30 protein-coding genes and 3 tRNA genes are annotated in these 26937 nt (G+C 54.5%); 18 read left to right on the top strand and 15 right to left on the bottom strand.

Annotated features, from left to right (window positions below; genetic code table 11):
• Positions 1-352 precede the first annotated feature (352 nt).
• Positions 353-703, bottom strand: coding sequence for a hypothetical protein (locus tag VGA14_RS08125; protein WP_331003255.1), 351 nt, complete (start codon positions 701-703; stop codon positions 353-355).
• Between the two features lie 164 nt (positions 704-867).
• Between VGA14_RS08125 and VGA14_RS08120 the strand changes: the two genes are divergently transcribed.
• Together VGA14_RS08120 and purN are read left to right on the top strand one after the other, a co-directional pair.
• A complete protein-coding gene (locus VGA14_RS08120; protein WP_331003254.1) occupies positions 868-1500 on the top strand; it encodes a cyclic nucleotide-binding/CBS domain-containing protein in 633 nt (210 codons plus the stop codon).
• A 686-nt stretch (positions 1501-2186) separates the two neighbouring features.
• Positions 2187-2804: a phosphoribosylglycinamide formyltransferase gene (gene purN / locus VGA14_RS08115; RefSeq protein WP_331003253.1), complete on the top strand. Its 618-nt coding sequence runs from the start codon at positions 2187-2189 to the stop codon at positions 2802-2804.
• Here the strand turns inward: purN and VGA14_RS08110 are convergent.
• Together VGA14_RS08110 and VGA14_RS08105 are read right to left on the bottom strand one after the other, a co-directional pair.
• Positions 2799-3938 (bottom strand): MFS transporter, encoded by a 1140-nt coding sequence (locus VGA14_RS08110; RefSeq protein ID WP_331003252.1) that lies wholly within the window; start codon positions 3936-3938, stop codon positions 2799-2801. The two genes, purN and VGA14_RS08110, sit on opposite strands and share 6 nt — an antisense overlap.
• Positions 3939-3944: 6 nt before the next feature.
• Positions 3945-4670 carry a class I SAM-dependent methyltransferase gene (locus tag VGA14_RS08105; protein ID WP_331003251.1) on the bottom strand — a complete coding sequence of 242 codons (726 nt, stop codon included), beginning with the start codon at positions 4668-4670 and terminating at the stop codon, positions 3945-3947.
• Positions 4671-4926: 256 nt separating this feature from the next.
• Between VGA14_RS08105 and VGA14_RS08100 the strand changes: the two genes are divergently transcribed.
• The 7 genes from VGA14_RS08100 to VGA14_RS08070 all read left to right on the top strand — a co-directional run bounded on the left by VGA14_RS08100 (position 4927) and on the right by VGA14_RS08070 (position 12131).
• The gene (locus tag VGA14_RS08100) at positions 4927-5355 is read left to right on the top strand and encodes a hypothetical protein (RefSeq protein WP_331003250.1); all 429 of its coding nucleotides are present in this window, start codon (positions 4927-4929) and stop codon (positions 5353-5355) included.
• Positions 5356-5391: 36 nt separating this feature from the next.
• A complete protein-coding gene (locus VGA14_RS08095) occupies positions 5392-7950 on the top strand; it encodes a DEAD/DEAH box helicase (protein WP_331003249.1) in 2559 nt (852 codons plus the stop codon).
• 45 nt (positions 7951-7995) lie between these two features.
• Entirely contained in the window at positions 7996-9681 is a 1686-nt protein-coding gene (locus VGA14_RS08090; protein WP_331003248.1) for a DNA topoisomerase I, read from the top strand.
• A gap of 53 nt (positions 9682-9734) precedes the next feature.
• Entirely contained in the window at positions 9735-11195 is a 1461-nt protein-coding gene (locus tag VGA14_RS08085; protein WP_331003247.1) for a hypothetical protein, read from the top strand.
• 65 nt (positions 11196-11260) lie between these two features.
• Positions 11261-11884: a cyclic nucleotide-binding/CBS domain-containing protein gene (locus VGA14_RS08080; RefSeq protein ID WP_331003246.1), complete on the top strand. Its 624-nt coding sequence runs from the start codon at positions 11261-11263 to the stop codon at positions 11882-11884.
• Positions 11885-11934: 50 nt separating this feature from the next.
• A tRNA-Met gene (locus VGA14_RS08075) sits at positions 11935-12009 on the top strand.
• A gap of 48 nt (positions 12010-12057) precedes the next feature.
• A tRNA-Phe gene (locus tag VGA14_RS08070) sits at positions 12058-12131 on the top strand.
• Here VGA14_RS08070 and purB read toward each other — a convergent pair.
• Entirely contained in the window at positions 12120-13475 is a 1356-nt protein-coding gene (purB, locus tag VGA14_RS08065) for an adenylosuccinate lyase (RefSeq protein WP_331003245.1), read from the bottom strand. The two genes, VGA14_RS08070 and purB, sit on opposite strands and share 12 nt — an antisense overlap.
• Positions 13476-13607: 132 nt before the next feature.
• On the opposite strand from purB, the gene VGA14_RS08060 reads away from it, so the two are divergent.
• Genes VGA14_RS08060 through VGA14_RS08050 form a run of 3 tightly spaced genes read left to right on the top strand, consistent with a single transcriptional unit; the run spans position 13608 to position 15737 of the window.
• Positions 13608-15023 (top strand): RtcB family protein, encoded by a 1416-nt coding sequence (locus VGA14_RS08060; RefSeq protein ID WP_349257155.1) that lies wholly within the window; start codon positions 13608-13610, stop codon positions 15021-15023.
• Positions 15020-15403 (top strand): DNA-binding protein, encoded by a 384-nt coding sequence (locus VGA14_RS08055; RefSeq protein ID WP_331003243.1) that lies wholly within the window; start codon positions 15020-15022, stop codon positions 15401-15403. The genes VGA14_RS08060 and VGA14_RS08055 overlap by 4 nt, the downstream gene beginning before the upstream one ends.
• Complete coding sequence (locus VGA14_RS08050) at positions 15396-15737, top strand: hypothetical protein (protein WP_331003242.1); 342 nt, start codon at positions 15396-15398, stop codon at positions 15735-15737. Before VGA14_RS08055 ends, VGA14_RS08050 begins: the two co-directional genes overlap by 8 nt.
• Here the strand turns inward: VGA14_RS08050 and VGA14_RS08045 are convergent.
• From VGA14_RS08045 to VGA14_RS08025, 5 genes are all read right to left on the bottom strand, one after another.
• On the bottom strand, positions 15734-16141 hold the full coding sequence (locus VGA14_RS08045) for a 30S ribosomal protein S11 (RefSeq protein WP_331003241.1): 408 nt from the start codon (positions 16139-16141) through the stop codon (positions 15734-15736). The two genes, VGA14_RS08050 and VGA14_RS08045, sit on opposite strands and share 4 nt — an antisense overlap.
• 38 nt (positions 16142-16179) lie before the next feature.
• Positions 16180-16305 carry a hypothetical protein gene (locus VGA14_RS08040; protein WP_331003240.1) on the bottom strand — a complete coding sequence of 42 codons (126 nt, stop codon included), beginning with the start codon at positions 16303-16305 and terminating at the stop codon, positions 16180-16182.
• A 174-nt stretch (positions 16306-16479) separates the two neighbouring features.
• Positions 16480-16629 carry a hypothetical protein gene (locus tag VGA14_RS08035; RefSeq protein WP_331003239.1) on the bottom strand — a complete coding sequence of 50 codons (150 nt, stop codon included), beginning with the start codon at positions 16627-16629 and terminating at the stop codon, positions 16480-16482.
• A 31-nt stretch (positions 16630-16660) separates the two neighbouring features.
• On the bottom strand, positions 16661-17596 hold the full coding sequence (gene thiL / locus VGA14_RS08030) for a thiamine-phosphate kinase (RefSeq protein WP_331003238.1): 936 nt from the start codon (positions 17594-17596) through the stop codon (positions 16661-16663).
• Positions 17580-18869 (bottom strand): hypothetical protein, encoded by a 1290-nt coding sequence (locus VGA14_RS08025; RefSeq protein ID WP_331003237.1) that lies wholly within the window; start codon positions 18867-18869, stop codon positions 17580-17582. The genes thiL and VGA14_RS08025 overlap by 17 nt, the downstream gene beginning before the upstream one ends.
• Before the next feature lie 78 nt (positions 18870-18947).
• Here VGA14_RS08025 and VGA14_RS08020 point away from each other — a divergent pair.
• A tRNA-Thr gene (locus VGA14_RS08020) sits at positions 18948-19021 on the top strand.
• A 126-nt stretch (positions 19022-19147) separates the two neighbouring features.
• Here VGA14_RS08020 and VGA14_RS08015 read toward each other — a convergent pair.
• Both VGA14_RS08015 and VGA14_RS08010 read right to left on the bottom strand, forming a co-directional pair.
• Positions 19148-19945: a hypothetical protein gene (locus tag VGA14_RS08015; RefSeq protein WP_331003236.1), complete on the bottom strand. Its 798-nt coding sequence runs from the start codon at positions 19943-19945 to the stop codon at positions 19148-19150.
• Positions 19946-20031: 86 nt separating this feature from the next.
• Positions 20032-20706 carry a hypothetical protein gene (locus VGA14_RS08010; RefSeq protein WP_331003235.1) on the bottom strand — a complete coding sequence of 225 codons (675 nt, stop codon included), beginning with the start codon at positions 20704-20706 and terminating at the stop codon, positions 20032-20034.
• A gap of 254 nt (positions 20707-20960) precedes the next feature.
• Between VGA14_RS08010 and VGA14_RS08005 the strand changes: the two genes are divergently transcribed.
• Positions 20961-21185 (top strand): hypothetical protein, encoded by a 225-nt coding sequence (locus tag VGA14_RS08005; protein WP_331003234.1) that lies wholly within the window; start codon positions 20961-20963, stop codon positions 21183-21185.
• Here VGA14_RS08005 and VGA14_RS08000 read toward each other — a convergent pair whose 3' ends face one another.
• Both VGA14_RS08000 and VGA14_RS07995 read right to left on the bottom strand, forming a co-directional pair.
• Positions 21186-21434 carry a hypothetical protein gene (locus tag VGA14_RS08000; RefSeq protein WP_331003233.1) on the bottom strand — a complete coding sequence of 83 codons (249 nt, stop codon included), beginning with the start codon at positions 21432-21434 and terminating at the stop codon, positions 21186-21188. It abuts the gene before it with no gap.
• Positions 21435-21667: 233 nt separating this feature from the next.
• Positions 21668-21904, bottom strand: coding sequence for a hypothetical protein (locus tag VGA14_RS07995; RefSeq protein ID WP_331003232.1), 237 nt, complete (start codon positions 21902-21904; stop codon positions 21668-21670).
• A 96-nt stretch (positions 21905-22000) separates the two neighbouring features.
• Here VGA14_RS07995 and VGA14_RS07990 point away from each other — a divergent pair, with 96 nt between their 5' ends.
• A complete protein-coding gene (locus VGA14_RS07990) occupies positions 22001-23287 on the top strand; it encodes an SLC13 family permease (protein ID WP_331003231.1) in 1287 nt (428 codons plus the stop codon).
• Here VGA14_RS07990 and VGA14_RS07985 read toward each other — a convergent pair.
• Positions 23284-24309 (bottom strand): alcohol dehydrogenase catalytic domain-containing protein, encoded by a 1026-nt coding sequence (locus VGA14_RS07985; RefSeq protein WP_331003230.1) that lies wholly within the window; start codon positions 24307-24309, stop codon positions 23284-23286. The genes VGA14_RS07990 and VGA14_RS07985 overlap by 4 nt on opposite strands.
• Position 24310: 1 nt before the next feature.
• A complete protein-coding gene (locus tag VGA14_RS07980; RefSeq protein WP_331003229.1) occupies positions 24311-24883 on the bottom strand; it encodes an NUDIX hydrolase in 573 nt (190 codons plus the stop codon).
• 98 nt (positions 24884-24981) lie between these two features.
• On the opposite strand from VGA14_RS07980, the gene VGA14_RS07975 reads away from it, so the two are divergent.
• The 3 genes from VGA14_RS07975 to VGA14_RS07965 all read left to right on the top strand — a co-directional run.
• Entirely contained in the window at positions 24982-25809 is an 828-nt protein-coding gene (locus tag VGA14_RS07975) for a hypothetical protein (protein ID WP_331003228.1), read from the top strand.
• 7 nt (positions 25810-25816) lie between these two features.
• Positions 25817-26179 carry a hypothetical protein gene (locus tag VGA14_RS07970; protein ID WP_331003227.1) on the top strand — a complete coding sequence of 121 codons (363 nt, stop codon included), beginning with the start codon at positions 25817-25819 and terminating at the stop codon, positions 26177-26179.
• A 47-nt stretch (positions 26180-26226) separates the two neighbouring features.
• A partial coding sequence (locus VGA14_RS07965) for an asparagine--tRNA ligase (RefSeq protein ID WP_331003226.1) occupies positions 26227-26937 on the top strand: 711 nt, incomplete at its 3' end.

Here is a 26937-nt window from a genome sequence, read left to right as displayed (position 1 = left end):
TAGTCGCAGCCGTTAGGTCTCGAAGGGTCAAGCGCGACCGTCGTGCCGTCCTTCTGGTGCACAGTTATCCCTGACTTGCCGTATGAAACTCTTACCTGCACTCCCGAGCTGTCAGGTTTAGCTGGGTGTTAGTATTTTAACTTTGTTGAAAATCCTAAAAGTTATCCGCGTGGATAGCGGTTTCAGTGCCATTAATGGTTCGAAGAATGGACTCTGACCTGTTATCAATAAAGGACAACTGAGAAGATTTTCAATGTAAGGGTTTAAGTCCCTTGCGGCCCACTCCCTAGGGTTTATAGCGTTTTTCCAGTTCTGCAGAACGACTTCAGAATATTCAGTAGAAATTACCCTCTCACGTGTTTATCTTCTGAACTGTGTCAATTATCCTTGCGTGATCAGCGCCCACCTCTGCAGTTATGTAAAGAAGATGACTATCATCCAGAGGCATGGTTATCCGCTTTATCTTTTCGTATTCTGCCAAAACATATTTCCCCTTACCAATCTTTGGGGCTAGTTCTGCCCTAGACTTCCAGGAGTTGATTGCCATCTGCAACGACTTCTTGCTTTCATCAGGTGAGAGTAGATTTTTTACTCTCTGTCTATGGTCAGAAAATAGTATTTTTCCATCCATGCCGCAAGCGGTCACCAGCCTAATTCCAGGGTCTATCTTCATTATGTCACTATGGATTTTCTCGAAAACCATTGGTGAGCATGCATGGTGCGCATCTTATAGGGTTTTGTTCATGATATAAGTAGAACTGGATAGAATGTGGATTTCCTTGAAGATTGCGTAACAAAGAACAAGATGGAATACAATTTTTTTCATGGCATGGGCAACTATTTATAGCTATAAATTGCAGAGAAGCCGTGGCGGAAAAATCTGGTCTTCCGGAGAACGTATCCACGCTTCTCGCCTCGTCTGTAGGAATCGTCATAAATAGCGACGCGATCATACTCGAAAGTGACCTGACCGTCGATGAAGCGATCAGGCGCATGATGGAAAAAAATCAGCGCAGCGTACTGGCCTCCCACAAAGGCGAGGTAGTTGGCATGGTAAGCAAGACTGATATCCTCTACAAGGTAACGTCTGAAGGCAGGAACCCTTCAAAAGTACGACTCCGCGAGATAATGACCAGCCCTGTTCTCGCTGTGGCTCCGCAAACCACCATCAGAGAGACCCTCGGCATCATGAATAAGCGAAACGTCAGGCAAGTTATGGTTCACGCCTTCTCCGCAGTTCTTGGAATCGTTTCCAGGGAGGACATTTACAAGATGATGGAAACTATTTCCCTCGCTTCAGAGGATAGTGCCCTTCATGGGACTCCCATGTGTATCATCGACCAGAAAACAATATCCTACAACAAGGACACCACCAGGGCCAAGTTCAGTTGCCCATACTGCGGATCCCCCTTTGATGATAGTGAAGTGCTGTCAAAGCACATAGACAGATTGCATATTGGGGCTGGAGCACTTGAGGGAGACGTCAGGCAAATGTTCTAGCCACATCCGTTTCAGTTTCACGATAGAACGGGTATCATGACTCAGCCTTTTTCTTGTGTCCGCATCAAGAAGCGACTATTCTTGATAATGATTCTGAACAGATGACGTGGTGTTGCAATCAGGTCTATGCTATGCCGCAGAAGGATAGTAATGCCTAGATCTGTTAAGTATTTCTCTGTCAGAGGTATTCCGGGGGTGCGTTCTCAATCTGTAGCCACAGCAGGGGCACCACAACTCCGGCCATTCCATAAAGATTGAGCACGTCTGACATCTTTTTTGCCTCAAGGAGTACCGACCATACTTTGCAGGCCTCATCGCTCCATGGCGCTCGCAGATACCTCTACATGGCATCTCGGGTCACCCACTGAGATAGACGCATGCAATAAGAAATACACTCAAGTTGAAAGTGTTTATTCCCGGTCGATGTTTATGAATAGCCAAGTCATAAGCAACCGGAGGAATCTCTGCAGCCAGAGTGGACAAAGCTTCCTGGTGTGACGGTAGCATGAATTTCGAAATTAAATAATTGAAAGCGTTAGTTCACATGTATGTATTTTAACATTTAGCTAGTGACGGGCTTTGTAAAATAATGCCGTCTTGTAAAATAAGTAGATCAGTTGTGAAAGAAGTCGGCGCGCAGTACCGCTAGTGACGTTTAAGAACGGGCAGCAAGACATCAGAACTGCTTGATAAACCTGGGCATACTCATTTCGGGCCGGGGAAGCAACATGGACGCGATTCTTGCAGGGGTAAAGTCAGGCATCATCCCAAACGTCAGGCCGTGCGTCGTCGTGTCAAACAAACCGGACGCGGCAGGTCTTGACACTGCCTCAAAGAAGTACGGCGTGCCAACAAAAGTCGTCCTGCCTGACGACCTGAAGGGCTGGGACTATGACAAAAAGCTGGCCGCCGCCCTAGAAGACTCGGGCGTCACGCCGCAAGACGGCCTCGTATGCCTTGCCGGCTTTATGCGCATAATAAGCCCCGAGTTTGTCCGCCACTACAAAATGCGCATCCTGAACATCCACCCCGCGCTCCTGCCGTCGTTTCCCGGCTTGCACGCCCAGAGGCAGGCCGTTGATTATGGCGTCAAGGTGTCAGGGTGTACTGTTCATTTCGTTGATGACGGCGTTGACTTGGGCCCCGTGATACTGCAAAAGACGGTGCATGTCATGGACGGCGACACCGAAGAGACCCTCGCCGCAAGGATACTGGAAAAGGAACACGAGGCGTACCCGGAGGCGGTGAAGCTGTTTGCGCAGGGCCGGCTGAAAGTTGAAGGCCGGAAAGTGCGGATCCTATGAGCTCTTCTTGAGAGCTATGGCGCTTGCAAGCAACGCCCCTATGATAAAGAACGCAAGGTACGGGCTTCCGGGGCCAAACGCGTCCGACGACAGGCCGACTGCCACGGGGCCGGCCGTCCACCCCGACCCAAACAGCGCGCCATATATCCCCAGTCTTGAGCCCATCTTTTCCACCGGCGCGTCCTTCGTTACCAGGTTGAAGGTGACGGGGTAGAATATGCTGGTGCCAATGCCTAGAAGCATGAGAGCGATTGCAAACGACAGAATCGACGAGAACGCAAACGAAATGGCCATGCCTGCCGCAGTCACGATGACTGCCATCGCAAGGGCAGCCCTGCCGTGCCGGGCGATCTTTTGCACCAATGGAAGAACCGCGAATCTCGCCGCGCCAAACGCGAAAAACAGAATTTCGATATTCTGATCCGATACAGACGCATCCTTCATGTACGCAGGGTAGATGGCAAGCGTCACGCCAAACGTTATTGCGTAATAAAGGATTACTGCGCTTACCACCGGCTTTGAGGCAAACTCGCGCTTTATGTCGCCAAGCGACGCCATCTGCCTGTGGCTCTCCTCGCCCCGGATCGGCCGGCCATGCCTTATCAGCAAGAGAGCGGGAACGATTGCAAATGAGATTGCGGCAGCCGAGAGCTGGAAAAGCACGCGGTGGTCGAAAAAGTCGAGTATTACCTTGCCAAGCAAAGGCCCCGTCATGAAACCGGCTATCCACGCCGCGATAAAGATGGAAATCCACTTGACCCGCTTGTCAAGCGTGGTGCTTGTCGACACCAGGACTTCAGACGAAGGCCAGAAAAGCGCGTGGGCAACGCCGGCAAGTCCCCTCAAGACCACGGTTTCGGGCACGGACTGCGCCTGCGAGAGCATGAATATGGCAAACACGTTGAGCGAGATTCCTGCTGAGAGCAGGAACGCCTTGTTGGTCCTGTCAAGCATCATCCCCACGAAAAAGGGTGCAAGCATGTAGGGCAGGAAATTTGCCATGCCGATGACGCCTACCTGCGAAAAGTCCGCGGCCAGTTGCTCCTTTGCAAACACGGGCACGATTGGCGAGTACATCCCGTACGAAAAGCCGACGATGGCAGCGCAGGCAGCTACTAGGATTATGGCTTTCATACGGGATCATTTGTAAGCGGCTACCATCACTGCGCCGCCCATCATGCCCTTGTCAAACACGACCTTGGAGAACTTTTCTTTCAGCATCGCTTCAAGCTCGGAATTTTTGGGCCAGCGCAAGAAGGTGCCGTAAAGTGTGCGGAATTTCAGGCCTGCCCTGCCCGCCACAAGGTACGCGGAAATACCAAGCAAATATTTCAGATAAACAGACACGGCCAAGCGCAAAAGCGCGCCGTCAGGCTTGCCAAGGTCGACTATAATCAGCCTGCCCCCAGTCTTGAGCACGCGGCGCATCTCCGATATGGCCTGCCTCAGGTCTATCGCGTCACGAAGCGAGTAGCCGCACATCACCGCGTCAAACGCGCCGTCCTTAAACGGCAGGTGCTCAAAGATCCCCGATGAAAGCGCAGGATGGGTATTGCCCCAGACGTTTCGCACGTTTGCAAGCATCTCCGGTATCGGATCATACATCACGATGCGGGCGTCGCCTCCTGCCGCCTCGAGCGCGAGGCGGGACATGTTGCCAAACCCCGAGCCGGCGTCAAGGACGACGTTGCCGGCCGCAACCCTCCCCTGTATCGCGTGCCTGCGGTATTCCTGGTCCTTGCCAAGCGAAATCACGCGGTTTACCTTGTCGTAAACGGGCACAACCGTCCGTAGCACTTCGATTACTTCAGGCCAGTAGCGGTCGCCAAGCCCGGACAAGACAGGAGCACCGGGGGACCCGGCCATTATTGTAGGTTCTGCTAAGCCTTGATTGAAAGTCTGACACGAGCACTCGAGCGAATAGCCAGCGATATCACAAAGGAAAAGCCACCCTGCGAGTTGCCAGCGTAGCAGAGCAGACTTCTAGTACTGGCTACCAAAAGTATTATAAAGAAAATTTCTGCTTCAGTAGCCAAATAGGCACGTCTCATTCGGGCTATTAGACGGATGTCGTGTAATGCATATGGCAAGGAACAAAACAACTACATCCAACAGAAATAGAGTGGCAGCAGGAATGGCGCTAGTTTCTGCTATTCTCTTTATCATATCAGGCTACAGCGTCAATCTCGGAATTTATCGCGCTATCGAATCAGGTCTGCAGCAATATACTGCCAGAGAAGTATGGCAAGTTGCGATAATCCCGGTTAACATACTGGGATTAATTGCACAGCTGGGAGGTTTCGCGGTATTGGCCGGTGCCATTCTATTTCTCAAGAACCACATAACAGGCGGCAAGCTCTTGGTAATGATTGGTACCGGACAGGGGATTATCACCATACTGGTAGGTCTGACAATTGAATTAATGCAAGGTGGCATTGTGGATGCTAACAACTATGTGCTGTGGCTTGCAACTTCTGCAACAGGGGTTGGAATTGTCTTTTCAATTGTCGCAAGAAGAATCGCAAAATCAGTTCCATCCAATGTAACCTAGCGGAAGTAATTTATCTCGCAAACACAAGGCGCTGTCGTGGGTAACAACTACCGCTGTCCCGCCTGCCAGTCTCCGCATTCAGTTGCAGCGGACAGGATGTTTGACGGCCGGCTTGTCTTCAGGTGCGCCAAGTGCGGGATATGCGCGATTGTGCCCCAGCAGGCCAGCGTCGACGAGGCGTACCTCGATTTTCTCGACAGGTGCGAGGACGGAGGAGCTGCCAGCGCCAACGAGCTGCGGCTCCTGATGGAGCAGGAGAAAATAATCAGACCAAAAAAAGAGATCGACGCGTTTTTAGAGTCCGCAGGCGCAGCGGGCGACCCGCTCCTTGAAAGCGTGCTGCGCTCCGATCAGGATTTCATAGTAGATTTGCGCGCGATTGAGGAGCCGCCGCCAGAGTACGGCTCTAGCGTCAACGACCTGCCAGTGGACGCGGCCATCGCTGGCGTCCTTGCGAAAAAGGGGATCGAAAGGTTGTACAAGTTTCAAGAGGACGTGGTGAAAAAGATCCTGCAGGGGCGCGACATCGTCGTGACGGCGCCGACTGCGTCCGGCAAGACCGAGGCGTTCTGCATACCGGTCATGCAAAAGATAGGCGCGGAGGTCTCGCGCTTCGGCTCCCTCAGGACCGGTGAGGGCAGGATAAGGGCGATTTTCGTGTACCCGACAAAGGCCCTGTCGCGAGATCAGCTGCCAAAGATAAAAGAGCTTGCAGAGCCCCTTGGAGTCAGGGCGGCGCTGCTTGACGGCGATACGCCTGACTCCGAGCGCACAAGGTTCCTTGAAAACCTGCCCGATATTTTGGTCACAAACTTTGACGTGCTCCACTACCACATGATGCACAGGACGGCCTTTTCGCGCTCGGTCCATACGGCAAGGTTCCTAGTAGTCGACGAGGCCCACGTCTACACCGGCGTGTTTGGCGCAAACGTCCACCACATCATTGCGAGGCTTGAGAGGCTTGCGGGCAGGATGCAGATAGTGGCCGCGTCTGCGACGCTGCCCAACGCTGGCGAGTTCTGCGAGCTTTTGTTTGGCAGAAAGATGGAAGTCGTGCAGGGCCGGGGCAGGCGGGGCAGAATACACCTTGCCATAATCTTCCCGTCGCTCAGGTCAAGGAGGTCACTTGCGCTCGACCTTGTCAGGCAGGCGGCAAAAGGAAGGCATAGGACGATAGCGTTTTCAGGCTCGCACCTTGGGGCCGAGCTGATGGCGTTTTACGCGGCAAGGCAGGGCGTCAACATCAGGGTGCACAGGGCAGGCCTCACTGCAAAGGCGCGGACAGAAGTCGAGGCGATGTTCAAGTCGGGCAAGCTGTCTGCGATTTCTGCCACGCCCACGCTAGAGCTCGGGCTGGACATCGGCGACGTTGACGCCATAGTGTCAAACATAGTCCCCGTCAACAGGCTCGTGCAAAGGATAGGGAGGGCGGCGAGGCGGGGCCAGCAGGGGTACGCGTTCCTGGCTCTTGGCCACGACCCGATTAGCCAGTATTACAAGGCGCACCCCGAAGACTATTTGTCTGACCAGGAGCACGCCTACACCGACCCGGTAAACCCGTTTGTCATGGAGTACCAGATCCTGGCGATGGCCTGCGACAGGGCTATCACGATGGCCGAGTCAAAGCCGGTGTGGGAGGTTCTGCAAAAGCTCATGTCAAAAGGATTGATAATATCAACGAACAACAGGTTTTCTGCAGACCTGAGAAAGGCGAGGGAGTTTCTGAGAGAATACAGCATACGCGGGATAGGGAACAGGGTCGACATCAAGCTTGCAGGAAGGGTAGTGGGTGACCGCTCGATGCCGCTGGCGCTTGAAGAGCTGCATAACGACGCTGTGTATTTCCTTGCCGGCAGGCGCTACCGCGTCAGGGAACTGCACTTTGAAAAGGACAGGCAGCCGTTTGCCGAATTGGAACCTTTACCAAGCGACTACCCCTACTACACAAAAGCATTGACGGACGAGTGGCCGTCGATACTGGAAGTTCATGAGGGAAAAAAGGTGCTCGGCGTTGAAGTGTCGTACTGCTCTTTGAAGATAGACAAGAAGGTGCTCGGCTACGCCAACATCGAAATAGGGCAGGAAGTCGCGCAGGGCAAAAAGGTGTTGTTTGAAAATCCGCTGGAGTTTGAGTTTACGACGAAAGGTTTCGTGTTCCGCGCACCCCACCCACTAGGCGAGTCGTCAAAAGCAGACGACGAAGAATACGTGCAGATGTCGGGATTCCACGCGTCAGAGCACGTCGTCATAGAGGGGAGCGCCATGATAACCGGCGGTGCGTCGCAGGACCTAGGCGGCATATCGCTTGGCTCGTCAGGTTTGATTTTCGTTTACGATTCAAGCGTGGGCGGAAACGGCGCAAGCAGAGCGCTCTACGACCGCTTGGACAAGGCGTTTGGCCGGGCACTCCGCATCCTTTCTGAATGCCCGTGCAAGACCGAGAGCGGCTGCCCCAGGTGCACCTACTCGTACAGGTGCGGCAACAACAACGAGTACCTGCACAAGTCCGCTGCGATCGAGGTGATGAACAGGATAATTGACGGCGAGTCGACGGAAATAGGCGAGGAGATTGCCGGCGAGCGCGCCCTCGTCTGAGGGTAAACGTTTAAGAATAGTGCAAGGCGCAATTCAATAAAATACATGGAAGAGGTTGTAGCCGCAGCCCCAAAACAAGCCAAGGTAAGGTGGCACACGCTTGAGCACAGGGGCGTCGCGTTCCCGCCCACGTACCAGCCAAGGGGCATCACAATTTCTATCAGGGGAGAAAAGCTCGCACTGAACGCTGACCAGGAAGAGCTAATCTACACCTGGGCAAAGAAAAAGGACACCCACTACGTTCAAGACCCTGTCTTCCAGTCAAACTTCTTGCTCGACCTAAAGCCTCTACTGCCCGAAAAATTCAGGAAAGTGGACATAAAGATTTCAGACTTTGACCTTTCCCAAGCCTTTCGGCTTGCAGACGAAGAAAAGGTGATGAAAGAGCGCGACAAGGAGAGGGTGAAGAACCTCCCGAGGGAAGAAAAGAAAAAGATCTCCGAGGCCAAAAAGGCCGAACGGGAGCGCCTGAAGGCGTTTTACGGCAAGGCGGTGGTTGACGGACAAGAAGTCGACATCGCCAACTGGCTGGTCGAGCCGCCCGGACTCTTCATGGGCAGGGGCCAGCACCCGCTCAGGGGAAGATGGAAGCCGCGTGTAAGTCCGCAGGACGTGACGCTCAACCTTGGCCGCGACGCGCCGGTGCCCGAAGGCGCGTGGAAGGAGATAGTCCACGATCAAACGTCGACCTGGCTTGCGACTTGGATTGAAAAATTGACCGACAAGCGCAAGTACGTGTGGCTCCATGACTCGGCTGCAATCAGGCAGGACAACGACAGGGCCAAGTACGAAAAGGCGAAAAAACTTGCCAAGCAGCTGCCCAAGATAGAGAAAGAGATCATCCGCAGGATGAAAAACTCCGGCGACAGGGCCGCGACTGCGGCTTATCTCATATTCAAGCTTGCGATGAGGGTCGGCGATGAGAAGGACCCAGATGAGGCTGACACGGTGGGCGCAAGCACTCTCAGGGTGGAGCACATCAAGTTCCCGCAAGCCAACGGCCGGCAGCAGATAGAGTTCAACTTTCTGGGCAAGGACAGCGTGCCCTGGCAGAAGACACTTGACGTGACAAGCGAAGACACGCATGCGCTGCACGACAACCTGAAAAAGTTCATGAAGGGCAAAAAGCCCGACGAGCCCATATTTGACGACATCAACTCGCGCAAAGTAAACGCGTTCTTCCAGACCATAATGCCGGGCCTCACGGCCAAGGTGTTCAGGACCTGCATAGCCACCAAGGTGGTGCAGCAGGCGTTTGTCAACTCGCCCATAAAGGTGGAGAAAAACTCGCCCGAGCCGGACAAGATTTACGTCGCCAAGTCCGCGAACCTGAAGGCCGCTATCGAGTGCAACCACAAAAAAGGTGTTGACCCCAAGAACCCTGCAGCCAAGAAGGCGACTGAAAAGTTTGAAGAGGCAGTCGCCAAGAAAAAGGGGGCAATTGCAAGCCTAGAGCGGGACCTCGCCGCCAGAAAGTGGAAGACGGAGCTCCAGGAAAGGCGCCTCAGTGAGAGGCTTGCCAAGATGAAAATGCAGCTGAAGCTGCAGCAGGAGACGCGCGACTACAACCTCGGCACGTCGCTTCGCAACTACATCGACCCACGCGTCATGAAAGCCTGGCTCAACCACGTTGAGCTTGACTGGACCAAGGTGTACACGGCAACTCTACAGCGCAAGTTCAAGTGGGTAGAGGACTACCACGACAAAAACTACGCGCGGTTTTATCTCTGATGCCAGAAGACTTAAATCGTTATTTCATTCTTTTTTACTCCGTACAATTTTTGATGACTTCTTGGAAACCTTGGAATCCTTGGACACATCGCAACAAACTTGCCGTTCCAAGGATACTGGTTGTCGCGTTCCTCTTCCTAGCACTCACAGGCTCAGAGAGCGCGTACGCGCAGCAGGGCTACACGCCTGACTCTCTTTTTATCGTGCTCTTCTCGGACGGCGACGCGTTGATAGAGTACGACGTAAAGGTGGCAGACCCGCTTGCCGACCAGGTTCCAGTCAAGCTGTTCGGGAATACGATAGGCGACCTCATTGTCACAGACTTTGAGGACAAGTTTGTGATCTCTAAGACCGGCGCAAGCCCCAACGAGCTAATGCTTACCCCGGCAGGCGCGACCGACATCAGGATCAGCTACTCGACACCCGACCTGGTTGGCAAGAGTGGGAGAGAGTGGACGTTTGCCATCGACTCCCCCGTCAGCTTTTCACTAAAGATGCCGGCTGACAGCAAGCCCCTCCAGTGGGGAGAGAACGTGCCTACCATCACGCAGATCGGGAGCCAGACTCTCCTGACATTCAGGGCGGGCAACGCCACCGTCACCTACATCATCGGGTTCCTCGGCACAGAAGAGGCGGCAGACATAGCCATTACCTTTGCCACGACTTCAATCAACCTGACAAGGAGGGACAACCCTAGCATAATTCTTACCAAAGCGCAGGAACTGCTTGCAAGCGCGATAGGGGCATATAACGCGGGTCAGTTTGTCGACGCTGAAAGTCTGGCCACGCAGGCAAGCGGCCTGGTGGAGGCCACCGTCGAAGACTTTGGCGCAGCTACAGCGGCCAGGGATGAGGCCAGAACAAGGATAGCTCAGGCAGAGGCTGAAAACCGTGACACGGCCGGGGCCAACGCGCTGTTTGAGCAATCAGATCAGCAATTTGAGGACGGCGACTACGCCAGCGCCGCGGACTCGGCAGAAGATGCCGTCAGGGCCATAGGCGAGGCGCGGCAGAACGTCTGGCCGTACGGCATCGGCGCGGCGGTTGCAGGCGCCATCGCCGGCGCGTTCTACGTGATAAAGAAAAGGCAATCGCCAAGGCAGCAGGCCACGTACGCTAACCCGGACATTGCACCACGGGATTCCTCTGAGCCCGTGCACTGGCCAGTGTCGGCCCCTACAGTCCCGGGCAAGCCAGACATCCCTGCCGCAGAACTGGTGCCCAGGCCGACAGGAGTACCCGAGTCGCAGGTCGACAAGACGCTTTTGGCAGGCATTGTGCACAGGATAATAGAAGAGAAGCCGCACCTGAGGCAGGAAGACCGCGACGTGCTCGTGTTCCTCGCGCAGAGCGAGGGCGCAGCGTTTGAGAGCGAGGTGCGCACAAGGTTTCAGCTGCCTAAAACCACGGTGTGGAGGCTTGTCAAGCGCCTAGAGCGCGAAGAACTTGTCGAAATACGAAAGGCAGGCGGCCAGAACCTGATAAAACTCAGGTTCGAGGGGAGGCAGCCCTGATAGTATCACTGCGTTTGTAGATTTTCCACGCCACGCTTAAATAAAGCGGGGAGTGAGATCTTGTTATGAGCTCTGGGACGGACATATCGTCGCTCCTTTCACGCCCGATAGAGAACTTTATCAACACGAACATAGCCATCGTCGAGGGCGACAGGTCCGTCGATGAGGCGCTGCAAAAGATGCAGGAGAAGAACGTAAGGAGTGTGCTTGTCTCGCACCAGGGAGAGGTCGTCGGCATCGTGAGCAAGACCGACATCCTGTTCAAGGTCATGTCGCAGGGCAAGAACCCCGGCAAGGTGCGCCTGCGCGAGATAATGACAAGCCCTGTGCTTGCAGTTGACCCGAAAACGTCGGTGCAAGACACGCTCGGGACGATGGACAAGCACATCGTCCGGCAGATGATAGTGAGCTCGCATTCCGCTGTGCTTGGCATGGTATACCGGGACGACATTTTTGAAAAGATACACATGTCGAGTGCGGCTACTGCAGAGACTGCGCTCGCTGGGACTCCGGCCTGTATCATAAACCCGAAGGCGATAGCGTACATCAAGGATATCAGTTCTGCAAAAGTGGTGTGCCCCTACTGCGAATTGCCGTATGACAGCAAAGAGGCGCTCTCAAAGCATATCGACCGGCTGCACACAGGCGCGGGCGTGCTTGAAGGCGACGTGCGGCGAACATTTGAATAGAATATATAATCTACTGCAAAGTTTCACATTGCAGTACGCTTGCTGGGCGTGCCGGGGTAGCTCAGCTTGGTTAGAGCGTACGACTCATAATCGTAAGGTCGCGGGCTCAAATCCCGCCTCCGGCACTTTTTTGTCTAACGATTATATATGATGCGAAAATCAGTCACAGCGGTGCCGTCGTAGCTCAGCCTGGGAGAGCACTCCGCTGAAGACGGAGCTGTCGTGAGCTCAAATCTCACCGACGGCACTTTTCTCTTACAAGTTTTGCGACATTGTAGATTATCTTTTCTGACGCCGCAAGGTGGTTCTTGGGCTTGAAGATTGCGGCTATCTCTTTTCTTGTCAGGCGCGTTGCAATGCTTTCGTCATTTGAAACTGCATCAAGAAAGTGCTCGCCTGATTCAAGCGCTGCAAAGGCGACGCGTTGGATATCACGATAAGCGTCGAACCTTGCGACGCCCTTTTTCACAAGCGCCTCAAGCACAAACTCGGCAAATATCAGCCCCTTTGTCATCTCCAAGTTTGCAGTCACGCGCCTTTCGTCCACCTTCAGTTCCGACACCACCTTTGTCATCGCGTTGAGCATCTCGTCAAGCAGTATTGCGGCCATCGGGAGCGTGAATCGCTCGTTTGCCGAATTCGACAAATCGCGCTCGTGCCATAATGAAATATTGTCCATCGAGACTGAGACCAGCGACTTTAACATCTTGGCAAGCGAAGACACGCGCTCGCTCTTTATCGGGTTGCGCTTTACCGGGACTGCGCTTGAGCCCATCTGCCCCTTCTTGAAGGGTTCTGCCATTTCTGCTATCTCTGTGCGCTGCAGGTTGCGGATCTCGACTGCCATCTTGTCAAGGGTCGAGCCGACAAGGGCCATCAGAAACTGCATCTCTGCGTAGCGCTCCCGTGGGACGACCTGCGTCGCCGCGTCAACAGGATAAAGGCCAAGCGACGACGCCACCGATTTTTCAACGTCAAGGGCCCTGTTGCCCATGAGCGAGCCGGTGCCGACGACGCCCCGGGTCTTGCAGAGAAGGAACCGCCTTTTGCCCTGCTCAATGCGCTCCACGTGTCGTGCCATTTCAGACGCCCAGACTGCAAACTTTAGCCCGAAAGCCATGATGCTTGCGTGCTGGCCGTGCGTCCTGCCGACTGCTGGCAGGTTCTTGTATTTCGCAGCCATTTGTGAAATGAGGACCGCAAGTTTAGCCACCTTTCTTTCAATGATTGCAAACGCGTCGCGCATCTGCATCGACGTCGACGTGTCGACGACGTCGTTGCTGGTCAACCCATAGTGAACCCACGGCTTGGCGCTCTTTGACACCTGCTCGCTCAGGGCCTCGACCATCGCCGCCGTGTCGTGCTCGCTTGCCGCTTCAAGTTTTGCGACCCGGGCAAGCGTCACCCTGCCCGACCTGGAGGCCGCCGCTATCTCGCGCGCCGCTCCTTGCGGGATCATGCCTATCCTGGTCTGCGCCTTTGCGGCCGCGGCCTCAAAGTCCAGCTGGTATCGCAGTCGGCGCCCGTCGCCAAAAATGTCGCGCATCTCCTTGCTACCGTAGCGTCCCGAGTCTATGGGCAATATTGGCACAGTAAAGAGCGCACAGTGGCGGAAATAAATCTTGCACCACCGCCAAGATTTATAACGACTCTGCAGTGATTCTGTGTAGAATTGAGCGGGTTTTCAACTAGAACGGGCCTCACGGTCAAAAAAGTGAGCGACATGGAGTTCAAGATAGACCCTGATGCCTCGCGAGGCATGAAGGTGCCAGTCACCATTTACGCTAACGAATTACTGATGTCAAAGATGGTCACGGACAGGACCATCGACCAGGCTGCAAACGTTGCGACGCTTCCGGGCGTCAGAAAGCACATCGTCGTCCTGCCGGACGGACATGAAGGTTATGGCTTTCCCGTCGGTGGCGTGGCGGCGACCGACGTCGAGGAGGGGGTCATCAGCCCCGGCGGCGTGGGTTATGACATCAACTGCGGCGTGAGGCTTGTGCGCACTAACCTGACGGAAAGCGACCTTCGGCCAAAGCTCAAGGACCTTGTCAACGAGCTTTTCAGGTCTATACCCTCAGGAGTGGGAAGCGAGGGTGCAATCAGGCTGACCAAGGCAGAGCTTGACGAGCTTCTTGTTGAAGGCGTCAGATGGGCGGTAGAGCGTGGGTACGGCACCGAGCACGACGCGGAGGTGTGCGAGGAAAACGGCACAATGCAGGGCGCCGACCCGGCAAGTGTCTCTGACACCGCAAGAAAGCGCGGCGCGCCGCAGCTCGGGTCGCTTGGCTCTGGCAACCACTTTCTGGAAGTGCAGAAGGTCGACAGGATACTTGACGAGCGGGCCGCAAAGGCAATGGGCATCGAAAAAGAGGGTCAGCTGACGGTGCTGATACACTGTGGTTCGCGGGGCTTTGGCCACCAGATATGCACGGACTATCTCCGCGTTTCAGAAGCCGCACTTCGTAGGTATAACATAACCCTGCCTGACAGAGAGCTGGCGTGCGTGCCAAACAACTCGAAAGAGGGCGAGAACTACCGCAAGGCCATGTACTCTGCGCTGAACTTTGCCTGGGCAAACCGGCAGATGATAACCCACTGGACGCGCAAGACCTTCGAGAAGGTGTTCGGGCGGGGCGGCCTTGAGATGGACCTTGTCTACGACGTGGCGCACAACATAGCCAAGGTCGAGCGCCACAGGGTGGACGGCGAGGGCACCCGCGACGTCGTCGTGCACCGCAAGGGGGCCACCAGAGCGTTCCCAGCAGGGATGGAGCAGGTCCCCGCAAAGTACCGCAACCTTGGGCAGCCCGTGATAATCCCCGGCTCGATGGGCACCGCAAGCTGGATACTGCTTGGCGGCAAGAATTCAATGGACCTCAGCTTTGGCTCGACCGCGCACGGCGCTGGCAGGACCATGTCAAGGTCCGCCGCAAAGAGGAGCTATACGGCAGAAGGCGTCAGGGGCGCGCTGGAATCGAGGGGAATATACGTAAAAGCGCTAACGCGCGAGGGCGTGGTGGAAGAGACGCCGGAAGCGTACAAGGACGTGGATGCGGTCGCAAACGTCTCGCACGAGCTCGGCATCGCCACCAAGGTCGCAAGGCTGGTTCCAATAGGAGTGATAAAGGGATGAGCGAGGACCCTGACATAGAGATAATCAAGGCGCGCAAGCTCAAGGAGATGAAGGAAAAGGCGGCAGCTATGGAGCGGGCCAAGAGCGTGCCGGAGAAAAAGCCAAAGTCTCCAAAAGAGACGATCGCTTCGTACCTGTACGACAGGGGCGACGAAGTGCTCAACGCTGCGTACACGCAGTACCCTGCGCAGACAGAAGCGATTGTTGCAAGAATAACCGAGCTAATAATTTCAGGCGAGCTGCAGGAGAGGATCTCCGGCGGCGAGCTCCTCTCGCTTTTCCGGTCAGTCGGCCTGAAGGTGAGGATAGACACGTCCATCAGGATACAGCAGGACGGTAAGCTGGTCTCCTTTTCTGAAAAGCTGAAGCAGAATGAATGACCCTCTAGGCACCTTCATACTCGATTTCCAAACGACGTCCTTTGAGCAAGATTCAGGGATAGCAAAAGACCTGATGGCAAAACTGCAAGAGTCGTACGGCTTGAAAGACCAGTACGCGCTCGACCCGCCGCTTGAGCGGGCCGGCTGGGCCTTTGCCAAACTCTTTTTGTCGGGGCAGTTCGTGGAAAGGATCTACTCTGTCAACTCGTACGAGGTTGACAGGTCAAAGGGCAGAAAGTTCGAGGACAAGTTCATCGCGTGGCTTGCCTCGCAATTGAAAAACAGAGGATGTTGTGCGCAGATAAAAGCGGCGCAAGAAATGCGCCAGTTCTAGACCCTTCTTCCCCTTCTTCCGCCCGGCTTTCTCGTCGTGTCGTGCGGTATCGGGGTGACGTCGTCTATTCTGCCTATCCTGAAACCGGCCCTCGCCAATGCTCTAATGGCTGCCTGCGCGCCCGGGCCGGGGATCCTCGGCCCGACTCCGCCTACCGCCCTGACTCGGATGTGAAGCGCGGTGATGCCCTTTGACTTGGCAACGTCTGCGGCTGCTACAGCGGACTTCATCGCAGCATAAGGCGACGACTCGTACCTGTCGGCGGTGACGTGTCTTCCGCCGGAGCTGAACGAGATTGTCTCGCTCCCGCTCGTGTCGGTGATATGGACTAACGTGTTATTGTAACTGCTAAAGATGTGGGCTACACCCCACCTAGTCTGGGTGATTTCGTCTACTTCGGACATGCAGGCAGTATCGTCTTTCTAGAGGGTTAAAAACGTTGTCAGCCTTGCGTCAGACTGTAGATTCTGCCGTCCTGAAACGACAGCATGCAGAGGTTGTCGTCGGGGCTAGGCCTTCCTTCGGCGACAATTTCCACCCTGAGCGCGTCGTCGCGAAGCGACGGCATCCCCCATTCACGGCGGGTCTTCCCGTGCTAGGGTCAGGAAAGAGCGCGGCGGCCAAGCCGGCTGCGGCCCCAGCTATTATGACAATTATTACAAGGGGCGTTCTTTTCAATATCCGTCAATGATTTGCTATTCTGGGCTAAATGACATCTGGAAGGTTCTTCTTTGTGCCAGCTCTACGCATCTTCAAAGTATTTCTTGACCAGCTTGTCCATGCTTTCCCTCGATTTGTTACCGGCCATCACTTCTGGGTGCTTGTCGTTCAGGTGCTTTAGCACAAGCCTCACGCTGTCGCCGCATATCTTGCACCTTGCCTTGCCAAACACGGTAGTTGTCTTCGGCGCAAATAGTAAAATGTTACCCAAGGTGCTGGTAGCCACGGTTTTCAAGTAAGGATTTGTTAGTGTAAACGTTCCCTGACCCTTTTTTCACGGTGCCGACTTCGTGCAGGGCAAGACCGGCCTTTTTCGCAAGCGCCTTTGCTTTTGGCAGCGACTTTTTCGGGATGGTGGCAACGATCTCGTACTCTTCGCCACCGAAACACACAACGCTGCGCGGGTCGAGATTGTTTGCGCGAGCAAACTCGTCGACGCCTGCCGCCTTGACTTTTTCATAGTCAAAATGAATGTCGACCCTGCTCTGAGCCGCTATCTCGTACACTGAAGCTGCAAGGCCGTCGCTCGAGTCGATGGACGACGAGAAAAACCGTGCAAGGACGGCAAAGTCCTGCCGCGGCCGCGGTTCCAGCACAGAATCCACGGCATGCTTGCGGAACTGCCCGGTCGCCCTTGCGCCATTCATCAGGATGGCAAGGCCGGCGGCAGGGTAGCCGAAAAGGCCAGACACTACCACGACGTCGCCCGGCTTTGCTCCGGACCTTGGTGGGATCTTGTCTGCAAGGCCTATCATGCTGCAGTCTATTACGAGGTCTCGGGCCTCGTTGGTATCGCCCCCGACTATTTTCACGCCAAACTCGTGCGACGCGGCTTTAAAGCCCCTTGCAAGCTCCTCGACGTATCCCCGCGTTATGCCCCGGGGCAGACCAAGCGATATCATCGCAGCCATTGGCCTTGCGCCTTTGGCGGCAAAGTCACTTGCACACGCTACGACGCTCTTTCTCGCTGCCTGCCGGGGCGTCATCTGCTCCGGCACGTCTGTCGCCCCAACCAGCATATCGGTCTTGAAGACAAGCATTTTCTTGCCAAGCGGGATTGCGGCCACATCGTCAAGGTCGGCAATGCCTAGCACCGACGAGAAGATGCCGATCACGTCCTTCTCACTTGGCTTCGTCATAGGCGCGCTGAACCTTCTCGCTTATCTTCTTGAACAATGATTCGACCTTGCCTGCGCGCGACTCTACGGAGACGCGGATCGCGTGCTCGGTGTTTGACGGCCTGACTAGCGCCCACGAGTCCTCGTCGATTATCGCTTTCACCCCGTCGCCCAGTATCAGCTGCGCCGACTCTGCCTTCAACATGTCAGGGAGTTTTTCTATTACTTTAACGTGCAGCGCCGAGTCGGCCGGCAGTTTTGTCCGTATCTGTGAAAACTGGGAAGCCAAGGCAAGGCAGTCTGCGATCACCTTTTTGTCAAGCGTCGCTATCGTGGCCGCCGCCAAAAGGCCGTCGCGGCACATGTTGAACTTGGACATAATAAAGCCGGCGCTGCTCCCCTCGCCGCCGGCCTCCGCGCCCGTCTCGAGCATCTTTTTCACGACGTTAACCTCGCCCACCTTTGCTTGCGCAATCTTGCCTCCGTGACTTTTGACGTACTTGTCGATTGCCACGCTAGAGTCGATGCTTGCGACAAACTTCTTGACCCCCATCTCGGCCGCCCGGGCGATGCACAGGAGCACGGTGGCGTCGGGGTTCAGTTTTTCGCCGTCCTTGACCACCACCAGCCTGTCGCCGTCCGGGTCAAGAGCAAAGCCAAAGTCGAGTCCGTTTGTTTTTACTAGCGCACGCAGGTCTGCCAGTTCGTCGACAGTCGGGTCGGGGCCCCGCGACGAGAAGCCGGCGACGCCGTTTATGCTGATGTGTTTCATGCCGAGTTTCTTGAACAACTGCTCTGCATAGCCGCAGGAAGCGCCGCCCCCGCAGTCTAGTGCAACCTGGGAGTCGCCTGCGCCGATAAGCATGGCCACGTCGTCGACATAGGTCGTGGTCGCAGCGTGTTCATTGCCGAACCGGCCGCCAGCTGACGGTTTTGATGCAAGCATCTTTGCCAGCTCGTCTTCAAAAAGCCCACGCCCCTGCACGATGAATTTCAGCCCGTTCCATTCAAGAGGGTTGTGCGAAGCAGTCACCATGACGCCGGCGCCGTATTTACGCGCTTCCCGGAACGCCGCGGGCGTGGGCGCGACGCCGAGGTCGTAAACGTCGACTCCTGCAGACGTCAATGATGCTGAAACAACCTGAGATAATATCCGGCTGGAAGGCCTGGTGTCGCGCGCAAGAATGCATTTTGCTCCTGCAATGCCGGCAAAGAGCGAGGAGAAACGTGAGACCTCGTTCAGTGTCAGGTCCTGCCCGTATACCCCCCTGACGCCGGATATGGACACCTTCATCCTTCTGAAATTTTGCTTGCGGGTATTTAACATAGCGCGAAGGAATATAATGGCCGTCCAACGAGCACTTTACGTTTTGCCTTAGTAGCTCAGCCTGGCAGAGCGAGGGTTTCGTAAACCCTAGGTCGTGGGTCCGAATCCCACCTAAGGCTCTTATCTCTCATGATCAAGTTAGTGTAGGCGTGCAAACTGGATGTCAATTTTGTGCACAGCCTGTCAATTTGCACTTGCTGTCAGTGTCTAGTTTGGCGATGCGGAGACCGACTAGAGCCAATCGCTTAGAGCTTTGGTTGATTATCATCCACGTACTTTCGAATGAGTGACCTTGTCCAATACATCATCAGATTAACATACATTGTGGCATTGCCAAATGTCAAAGGATCAGTTATGTCTGCCCATCCATGATCTACAGCCGACCTTCCGTCTACGTTGCCGTACATTCTGTCGAATTGGTCTGAGAATTTTGCTTGTTCCATAGTGGAAACTTGCTGCAACGCTCTCTTTAGGTCTTCAGTGGTGACTTTCGCAACTCCTAGAGTATCTCGAACGACCGGAGTTATGCTACTGAAATAAATTATGAGCGCAACATTCGGGTTTTCTAGACTTAATGCTTCTCTGTACAGAGCAGCGGCTTTATTGAAGACTGCTCGTTTTTCTAGGGACAGGTTTGCGATCCTTGCTAAAGTCGTATTCAAAATGTTCTCATAATCCGCGACCGCAAAGGCTTCACCTTCCATCATTGTACGATGGATTTGCCACCCCCAATCATACTTTGGAGCATCAGATTTGGGCTCCAGCTGAAGGTAATATTTTTCGTTAGTTCTAGTTACCGACCTGCCAAGGGCGAAGCTTATTTTTGCCAACACTTTATCGATCCGCTCAAAAGCCAAAATTTTTATCATCTCTGGCTCATCAGTTTCAATCTCGACAGATGCCATTGGCTTGTCTTTACCATCATCTGCCGATCGGCGAAGCTGAATCTCAATGCCATCGACTTGCAGCTTGAATGGCTTCCATGCAAAGAGAGGCATTCCTTCAAGCGCTATGGTAATCTGCCACTTCTCTTTCCCAGTCAAAGCGCACTTCCCGAATGAGGTAAGTGGCGCCCCGGCCATATAAATAAAAAATCAAAACTCATGCGTGGAAGAGAGTGGAGATGCAATCAAAAGAGATTGATGCTATTTGAACTGCCAAATGCAGCGATGAGACGACGTATCTCTCTTCCTTTCTGTTGATCAGTATCGGCATCTCTCCTATGAGTTTCTATAGATTTCCAAGCGTCAATAAAGTTATTCTGAAGGTCATCATGCGCCCGTAGCGCCTTCTCGTACTTGGATACTGCACGTTCAAAAATCTGAAAATATTCTATGCTATTGATATTAATGTGAATATATTTCGCTGTCCTATCAATCTCAATATGCGATGCCTTTGTTCTACGTTCTACGTAAAACATGAAATCCACTGTGTAGCCTGAATACTTGACGCTCTTTGGGCTGAACAGATGACTTATGCCGTTCCTAATGCTGTCCCAGATTACGTGCGGAATTAACTGTGCGTTACTGGGAAAAAAGTCTTTGATGAATTTGGCGACATCATCTTCCGCCACGGCCTTCCTTCTACCGGTCATATAGCTTGTTCGTCCAGTATAGAGGGCTGCAGCTAGCTCCATTCCAGTGTTAACAAGTATAGGAATTGCTAGATTTCCTCCCGCCGGTCCTTTAACAATCCCGTTCACAAAAAGCTGAATGTCACCGATCAGTGCCCCTTGAAGCCAAGCAAAGCGGTTCTCTCCGCCCGTCGTTCCAAAAATGTAGTCATGCTTATCAGCGGTATTCAATGTAAGAATTACTACGCTGTCAAAAATTTAAGGTACTTGCAGAAACATTCGAAGACCATGAAGCCAAACTCCGAATAATACTTAGGTACCATTTAGAAGTCTGATAGTTGCGGAACAAATATTGAAAGCATCACTGAACTTGCTAGGACTACTACAGCGACGGCGTGAAGGTCTTGACGGGCCTTGAGCAGAAGAAGATAGCTTACGACTGGTTTTTTGGCAATTCTAATATGCAAGGGCGGGTATGCAATTCTGTGCAGGCAGCAAAAAATCACGACCTCCGAGTGCTCGGAATAATGATAGGCGCTGCCCTGTTCTTTGCGACGACTCTTCTTGTCTCATTCTTTGGCATCATCGTGATGATAAAAGAGCTGAACATCCCCGGCAGCGAGGGCCCCAACTACTTAATGCTCGGGCTTGTGCCTCCGTCGGCAGCTACGTTCCTGCTCTTCACAAAAGGGCTTGGAAGGTTCCTGTAATCACGGCATCAGGTCAAGCGCCATGCGGAGCTCGGTTATCTCTTTTTCTACGGCGCACTTGTCAGACTCGTCCTGCGCGTACTTCAGCAGCCGCTCGCACGCGTCAATCTCTGCCATTATGACGTCCCTCTTGTCAATGCAGAGTGAATGGTACTGGTCTGTGAAGGTATAAGCTATCTTCTTCGAGTCCTTGCACCCGCAGGTTTTAGCGACTGCAATAGAAACGACCTCGGTCTCGGCAATGTTCATACTGCAGAGATGGCATCCATAAGATAAAAAGGGCACTTAACTGCGTTCAGCAATGCTTAACCGCCCGGCCTGCAAGTCCTATAGAATGTGCTTTTCCGGTACTTTTCATCAAAGAATCGTACCATTGCAGGCCGTGCGACAAGGAATTCATTAGAGAGGATCTGGCGCCGGCTCATAGGCAGGCCACCGGTTACGAAGTCATACGCGCAGGTTGTAAAACTAAACTAAAAAATTCAGGGAGGAAGGTCAGCAAGCTTTACCTGCTCCTTCGCTTCACGTTTGGCTGATTTGATGGCATCGATGCACGCAGACTTGATGTCTTCGTAGGCTGTGACGCTCAATATCTCTTCAAGCGATGGCAGCGCCTCTGCGCCCCGCGCTGACAGCTTTGAAATGGCGTCTTTCATTTCCTGAGGGTTGCTTGACCACTTGGCTGCTTCCTTTAGTTCCCAGAGCGACTTGTCGGACAACGGTTCACCCGCGTACATAAGCGCGCAACTCGTATTTACGCAATCCGGTGCACGCAGCCAGGAAGGGTTATAGCCACGCGCCATTCCCCCACGGCTATGCAGGAGTACGTCGCCCTTGCGGTGTTTTCGGTGGTGTACGTCCTGATAATAGGCCGCGGGCGCTTTGGCGTCCCGATATGGGTGGCGATGCTCATTGGCGCGGCCCTGATGGTGGGCCTGCAGGTGACAGACATCCAAGGCGTTTACGAGGCGGTCAACCTCGAGGTGATAGCGTTCCTCTTTGGCATGTTCAGCATAGTCTCGGCCCTCGAGAGGGCAGGCGTGCTCAGGCTGATAGCCATGAAGATGCTGTCATGGGCCAAGACCCCGTCGCAGCTCCTGATGGCATTTGTCGTCGGCATGGGCGTGCTTTCGGCTTTCTTAGTAAACGACACGATCGCGCTCCTTGGCATACCGCTTGCGATCCTTGTCGCAAAACACGCCGGCATAAAGCCAACGGTGCTGCTACTTGCGCTTGCGTTTGGCGTCACGGTCGGGAGCGTCATGACGCCGATTGGAAACCCCCAAAACCTGCTCATAGCCATCGATAGCGGCTTCGAGCTGCCGTTCAGGACTTTTCTTTTCTACTTGGCTGTCCCGACGGTCGCAAACCTCTTTGTCACGTACTACATCCTGAAGGCGTATTTCAGAAAGGACCTTCCAAGCAAGCTACAGTATGCGCCGGTCGCCGCAGAGGTAGTCGGAGGCGAGAGCATCGCAAACCCGAGGCAGGCGAGGATAGCCGTTTACATAACGATAGCAACGCTTGGTGGATTCCTCGTTTCAGAATTGTTGCACGTCTACAAGGTTGCCGATTTCAGCATCAGCATCGTGGCCATGCTGGGCGCGGCGGCGCTGTACGCCCTTTCTTCAGAGCGGACGCAGCTTCTGAGGAACGTGGACTATTCTGTGCTCGTGTTCTTTGCGGCGATGTTTGTGGTCACGTCGTCGATGTGGCAGTCAGGAGCCGTATCGATAATCACGGGCTGGCTGCCGGACCCAAGCCCCGCCGACGAGGCGCAAAGCATCAACGTGATAACGGCCGCGAGCCTTGCCCTGAGCCAGGTGCTCAGCAACGTGCCGTTTGTGGCCCTCTACAACTTTGTGATGATCGACAGCGGGTTTGGAGAGGAGCACGTCGCGCAGTGGCTGATGCTCGCGGCGGCTAGCACTGTTGCCGGCAACCTGACTATACTGGGCGCTGCCAGCAACGTCATCGTTATCGAGGCGGCCGAAGCGCGCGGGGTGCGCGCGTTTTCCTACTTTGAGTTTGCCAAGATAGGGAGCGTGATAACGGCCGCGAACATCGCGATCTATTACGCGTTCATCTACTTTGTCCTTTAGGGCACCAGCACCGCGCGCGCCTCTACCTCTGATTTTTTCAGGCGCGCAAGGACCTCGTTTGCCTCCGCCAGCTTGTGTGTCTCTATCACTACTTTCAGGTCTCCCTGCGCTGCGAGTTTCACAAGGTCTGCCATGTCTTGCCTCGAGCCGATGACCGTCCCGCGGATTGTCTTTTCATCGAAGGCGGAGAAGTTGGGGATGTTGCCGACGACACCGACTACCACAAGTCCCCCTTTCTTGACCGACTTGACCGCCGCGTCTATGGCATTTTCAGAAGGCGCAAACACTATTGCGCTGTCCAAAAGCCCTTCGTCTTTTTTGAGCGCCTTTACGAACTGCTCTGCAGAGTCCTGGTAAGCGACGGCATTGTCAGCGCCGAGTTTCTTGGCAAGGTCGAGGTGCTTCTTTGCCCTTGATATGGCGACGACCCGGGAGCCTTCCATCTTGGCAAGCTGTACCGCAAGGTGGCCCACTCCCCCCACGCCAAATATGCCGACAGACCTGCCTTTTGCCGGCTCGCTTGCCTTGACTGCCTTGTACGCGGTTATCCCCGGGCAGAACAGCGGCGCGGCGTGGGGTGAGTCGATGCTGTCAGGTATGGGCGTCACGAATTCCTCGCTTGCAACAATGTATTCCGCGTACCCGCCCTGCACGCTCTCGCCAGTTATCTCGGCATCGTCGCACAGGTGCTCCTTGCCGGCCTTGCAATAGTCGCATTTCAGGCATGAGCTGAACAATGGTTGTATCCCCACCCTGTCGCCCACCCTTACTTTCCACGCGCCTTCGCCCACCTTTTTGACGACGCCTACTATCTCGTGGCCTGGAATCACCGGCAGGGTCGAGGGCGAGCCGTAGTTCTTCCAGTCGCCCTCTATCATGTGCAGGTTGGACCTGCAGACGCCACATGCCTCTATCTCTATGAACACGTCGTTTCTCCTCCTTATTCCAGGAGTCGGAAGCGTTTTCAGTTTCAAAGGCCGCGTCTCTATGGGCGCAAGCCTGTCGAGCACCATCGCCTTCATGTCATTTCCTGCCTCTTTTGCCGCTTATTTTCATTCCGGTGCAGCACAGCAAGTAAGCTACGAGCGTCCCGGCGTTTTCCACCTTTTTCTCGAGTATCATCTTTGCCAAGTCCCGGACCTTTACAATTTCTACGTTGATGTCCTCGGTGCTGTCGTGGTCGGTCTTGCCGTCTGCAAGGCCGGTCGCCCTGAAGACATGAACTGTCTGCCTCGACTTGCTGACTGACGGGTGATAGTCATAGACGTGTTCTACCTTCTTTGCCCGATAGCCGGTCTCTTCCTGAAGCTCGCGCATGGCAGTGGCAAGGGGGCTTTCGTTTTTTTCCACGTGGCCGGCCGGAAATTCCAGCAGCACCTTGCCCAAGGGGTAGCGGTACTGCTGAATCATGACGATGCGGCTTGCGTCAAGGAACGGCACAACGACTACCACATCGGAAGAGCTGTAGTGCGTGTAACGCAGGGTCCTGCCATTTGTAGTCCTGACCGTGTCCTGGAAAAGCTCCAGGTAGACGGTCTTGCTGTCCCTTGCCTCAAACACCTTTTTCCGCGAAAGGCGCTTCCAGCCCTTTGCCAATGCCACAGCTGACGCGGTGCGCAATTATAATGTGTTCTACCGCTAGAACGGGCCTGCAGACGAGCGCCCCTTAAATCGCCGTTCTGTCTAGAAATGCCGTGGAAGACTCAGACATAGAGCGCAAGCTTTCTGGCAGGACCCTGCAAGTCTATTTGTACCTCCAGCGCAAAAAGGAGCCAAGCGGGATAAGGGCGATTCAGAGGGACCTTGGCCTGTCAAGCCCGAGCGTCGCAGATTACCAGGTCGAAAAGCTGGTGGGGATGAGGCTTGCAACAAAAGATGTGCACGGCAGGGTTTCTGTAACAAGAAAGGTCAAGGTAAAGGCGCTTGAATCGTACGTTAATTTTGGCAGGTTTTCAGTCCCGCGGCTTGCGTTCTATGCCACGGTGTTTTCGGCAGTCGCGGTGCTGTACGTGGCTTTCAACCTCTCGTCTTTGAGCGTTTACGGCGTGGTAGTGCCTGCAGCCGCTGCAGGAGTGCTCTGGCTTGAGGTGTCGAGGATGTGGAAGTTCAGCGTGATTGAAAGGGCCGAAAAGACTGAAAGCAGGGATGTGCGCAGCTTGCTTCCGCTGCTCGTCCCGGGCATGGTGGCCCTTGCAGTGTTTTCAGCCGGGGGTGCGTTCTTGTTCCAGTACGTCCAAGAGCCTTCGCACGTCCAGGTAGAGGTATTGCCTCCTTGGAGTATGGGCCAGCAGACCATAGAAGAGTCCGTAACCTTGTCCGAGCAAAAAGTGGCCGCGGCAGGCAGGGACGCGGTGGCGTCGCCAGAGCTGGCAACGGCCGCGATGTCCCTTGTAGGCGCGGTAGTCATCGGCTTTCTGGGCTACATACTGGCAAGGTACCGTTACGAGAACCGCGTTCTGGAACCAGAACACTTGCAGAAAATCGCGTCCGGAACGCAGGATTATCCAGAGCGCCTGCGATAATTCATGCATGGACAGAAAAAGAAAGCAGATAGCACTACTCGCAGCAGCCGGACTTTTCTTGGCAGTCGCCGGCCCTGCGCAGCAGGCGCATGCGCAATACGGCGTGGGAGGGAGTTCGACTAACGCCCCGTCTGAAGAACAGCTGCAGAGATGCGACGAATACGGCATCGCAAGGGCAGAATGCACAGAGAATGCCATTCTTGCAAAGGAAAGGCTGATCTACGCAAAGGATAACCCCTTTGGTTCCGGCACCCCGATGCTGTCATTTGACGGCAGCCAGACTTGGATGTTCGTGGGAGTTCTCGGTGCAATATTCGGAGGCGTCGCCGCGGCGTTCTTTGTAAAGGGCAGGGGCACAACAGCCCCCTGACCTCATTTTTTAAAACATTATAATAATCTGGGTCGCAAAAACCACCCATGCGCGCGGGCGACGTCAAGTCTGACAGCTTTTCTGGAAAGGAGGTCACCATCCGCGGCTGGGTCCACCGGCTTCGCAAGCAAAAAGAGCGCGCGTTCATACTCTTGCGCGACGACAGGGGAGGAGTCATCCAATGCGTGTTCCCTGCAGAAAAGGTCGCAAATCTGACCATTGAGTCGTCCGTTGAGATAACGGGCACCGTGAGCAGGGACGAGAGGGCACCAGAAGGCGGTTACGAGATAAAGGGCACGGAATTAAAAGTCTACAGCGTCGCAGAGGAATACCCGATAGGCGAGTACCAGAGCGACGAGCTGTTGCTTGACAAGCGCCACCTGGCGCTCAGGACACGCAGGATGATATCGATTGCCAAGGTGCGCGCTTCTGTCCTGCATTATGGCAGGCAGTGGTTTGTTGAAAACGGCTGGATTGAGGTCACCGCGCCGACCATAGTCAAGGGCGCGGTGGAAGGCGGGTCGACTCTTTTCAAGCTGCAATACTTTGACCAGGATGCTTACTTGTCGCAGTCGGCGCAGCTATATTTGGAAGCGATGATATTTTCGCTTGGGCCCGTTTGGAGCCTCACACCTTCTTTCAGGGCAGAAAAGTCAAGGACAGTAAGGCACCTGGCCGAGTTCTCGCACCTTGAGGCCGAGGCCCCCTGGGTGGCGCTTGAGGACATCCTGAAGGTAGAGGAGCAGCTTGTGTCGTAC

This window comes from Nitrososphaera sp., from assembly GCF_036397675.1.
In the GTDB taxonomy this organism is placed as follows: Archaea; Thermoproteota; Nitrososphaeria; order Nitrososphaerales; family Nitrososphaeraceae; genus Nitrososphaera.
This window is presented reverse-complemented; position numbering and strand designations above follow the sequence as displayed.

Excerpts from the sequence above, each read along its gene's own strand:
- VGA14_RS08125 (WP_331003255.1), bottom strand. The coding sequence starts at position 703 with ATGGTTTTCGAGAAAATCCATAGTGACATAATGAAGATAGACCCTGGA.
- VGA14_RS08110 (WP_331003252.1), bottom strand. The coding sequence starts at position 3,938 with ATGAAAGCCATAATCCTAGTAGCTGCCTGCGCTGCCATCGTCGGCTTT.
- VGA14_RS08105 (WP_331003251.1), bottom strand. The coding sequence starts at position 4,670 with ATGGCCGGGTCCCCCGGTGCTCCTGTCTTGTCCGGGCTTGGCGACCGC.
- VGA14_RS08090 (WP_331003248.1), top strand. The coding sequence starts at position 7,996 with ATGGAAGAGGTTGTAGCCGCAGCCCCAAAACAAGCCAAGGTAAGGTGG.
- VGA14_RS08085 (WP_331003247.1), top strand. The coding sequence starts at position 9,735 with ATGACTTCTTGGAAACCTTGGAATCCTTGGACACATCGCAACAAACTT.
- VGA14_RS08080 (WP_331003246.1), top strand. The coding sequence starts at position 11,261 with ATGAGCTCTGGGACGGACATATCGTCGCTCCTTTCACGCCCGATAGAG.
- VGA14_RS08060 (WP_349257155.1), top strand. The coding sequence starts at position 13,608 with ATGGAGTTCAAGATAGACCCTGATGCCTCGCGAGGCATGAAGGTGCCA.
- VGA14_RS08055 (WP_331003243.1), top strand. The coding sequence starts at position 15,020 with ATGAGCGAGGACCCTGACATAGAGATAATCAAGGCGCGCAAGCTCAAG.
- VGA14_RS08050 (WP_331003242.1), top strand. The coding sequence starts at position 15,396 with ATGAATGACCCTCTAGGCACCTTCATACTCGATTTCCAAACGACGTCC.
- VGA14_RS08045 (WP_331003241.1), bottom strand. The coding sequence starts at position 16,141 with ATGTCCGAAGTAGACGAAATCACCCAGACTAGGTGGGGTGTAGCCCAC.
- VGA14_RS08040 (WP_331003240.1), bottom strand. The coding sequence starts at position 16,305 with ATGCCGTCGCTTCGCGACGACGCGCTCAGGGTGGAAATTGTCGCCGAA.
- thiL (WP_331003238.1), bottom strand. The coding sequence starts at position 17,596 with ATGACGAAGCCAAGTGAGAAGGACGTGATCGGCATCTTCTCGTCGGTG.
- VGA14_RS08025 (WP_331003237.1), bottom strand. The coding sequence starts at position 18,869 with ATGAAGGTGTCCATATCCGGCGTCAGGGGGGTATACGGGCAGGACCTG.
- VGA14_RS08000 (WP_331003233.1), bottom strand. The coding sequence starts at position 21,434 with ATGAACATTGCCGAGACCGAGGTCGTTTCTATTGCAGTCGCTAAAACC.
- VGA14_RS07990 (WP_331003231.1), top strand. The coding sequence starts at position 22,001 with ATGCAGGAGTACGTCGCCCTTGCGGTGTTTTCGGTGGTGTACGTCCTG.
- VGA14_RS07985 (WP_331003230.1), bottom strand. The coding sequence starts at position 24,309 with ATGAAGGCGATGGTGCTCGACAGGCTTGCGCCCATAGAGACGCGGCCT.
- VGA14_RS07970 (WP_331003227.1), top strand. The coding sequence starts at position 25,817 with ATGGACAGAAAAAGAAAGCAGATAGCACTACTCGCAGCAGCCGGACTT.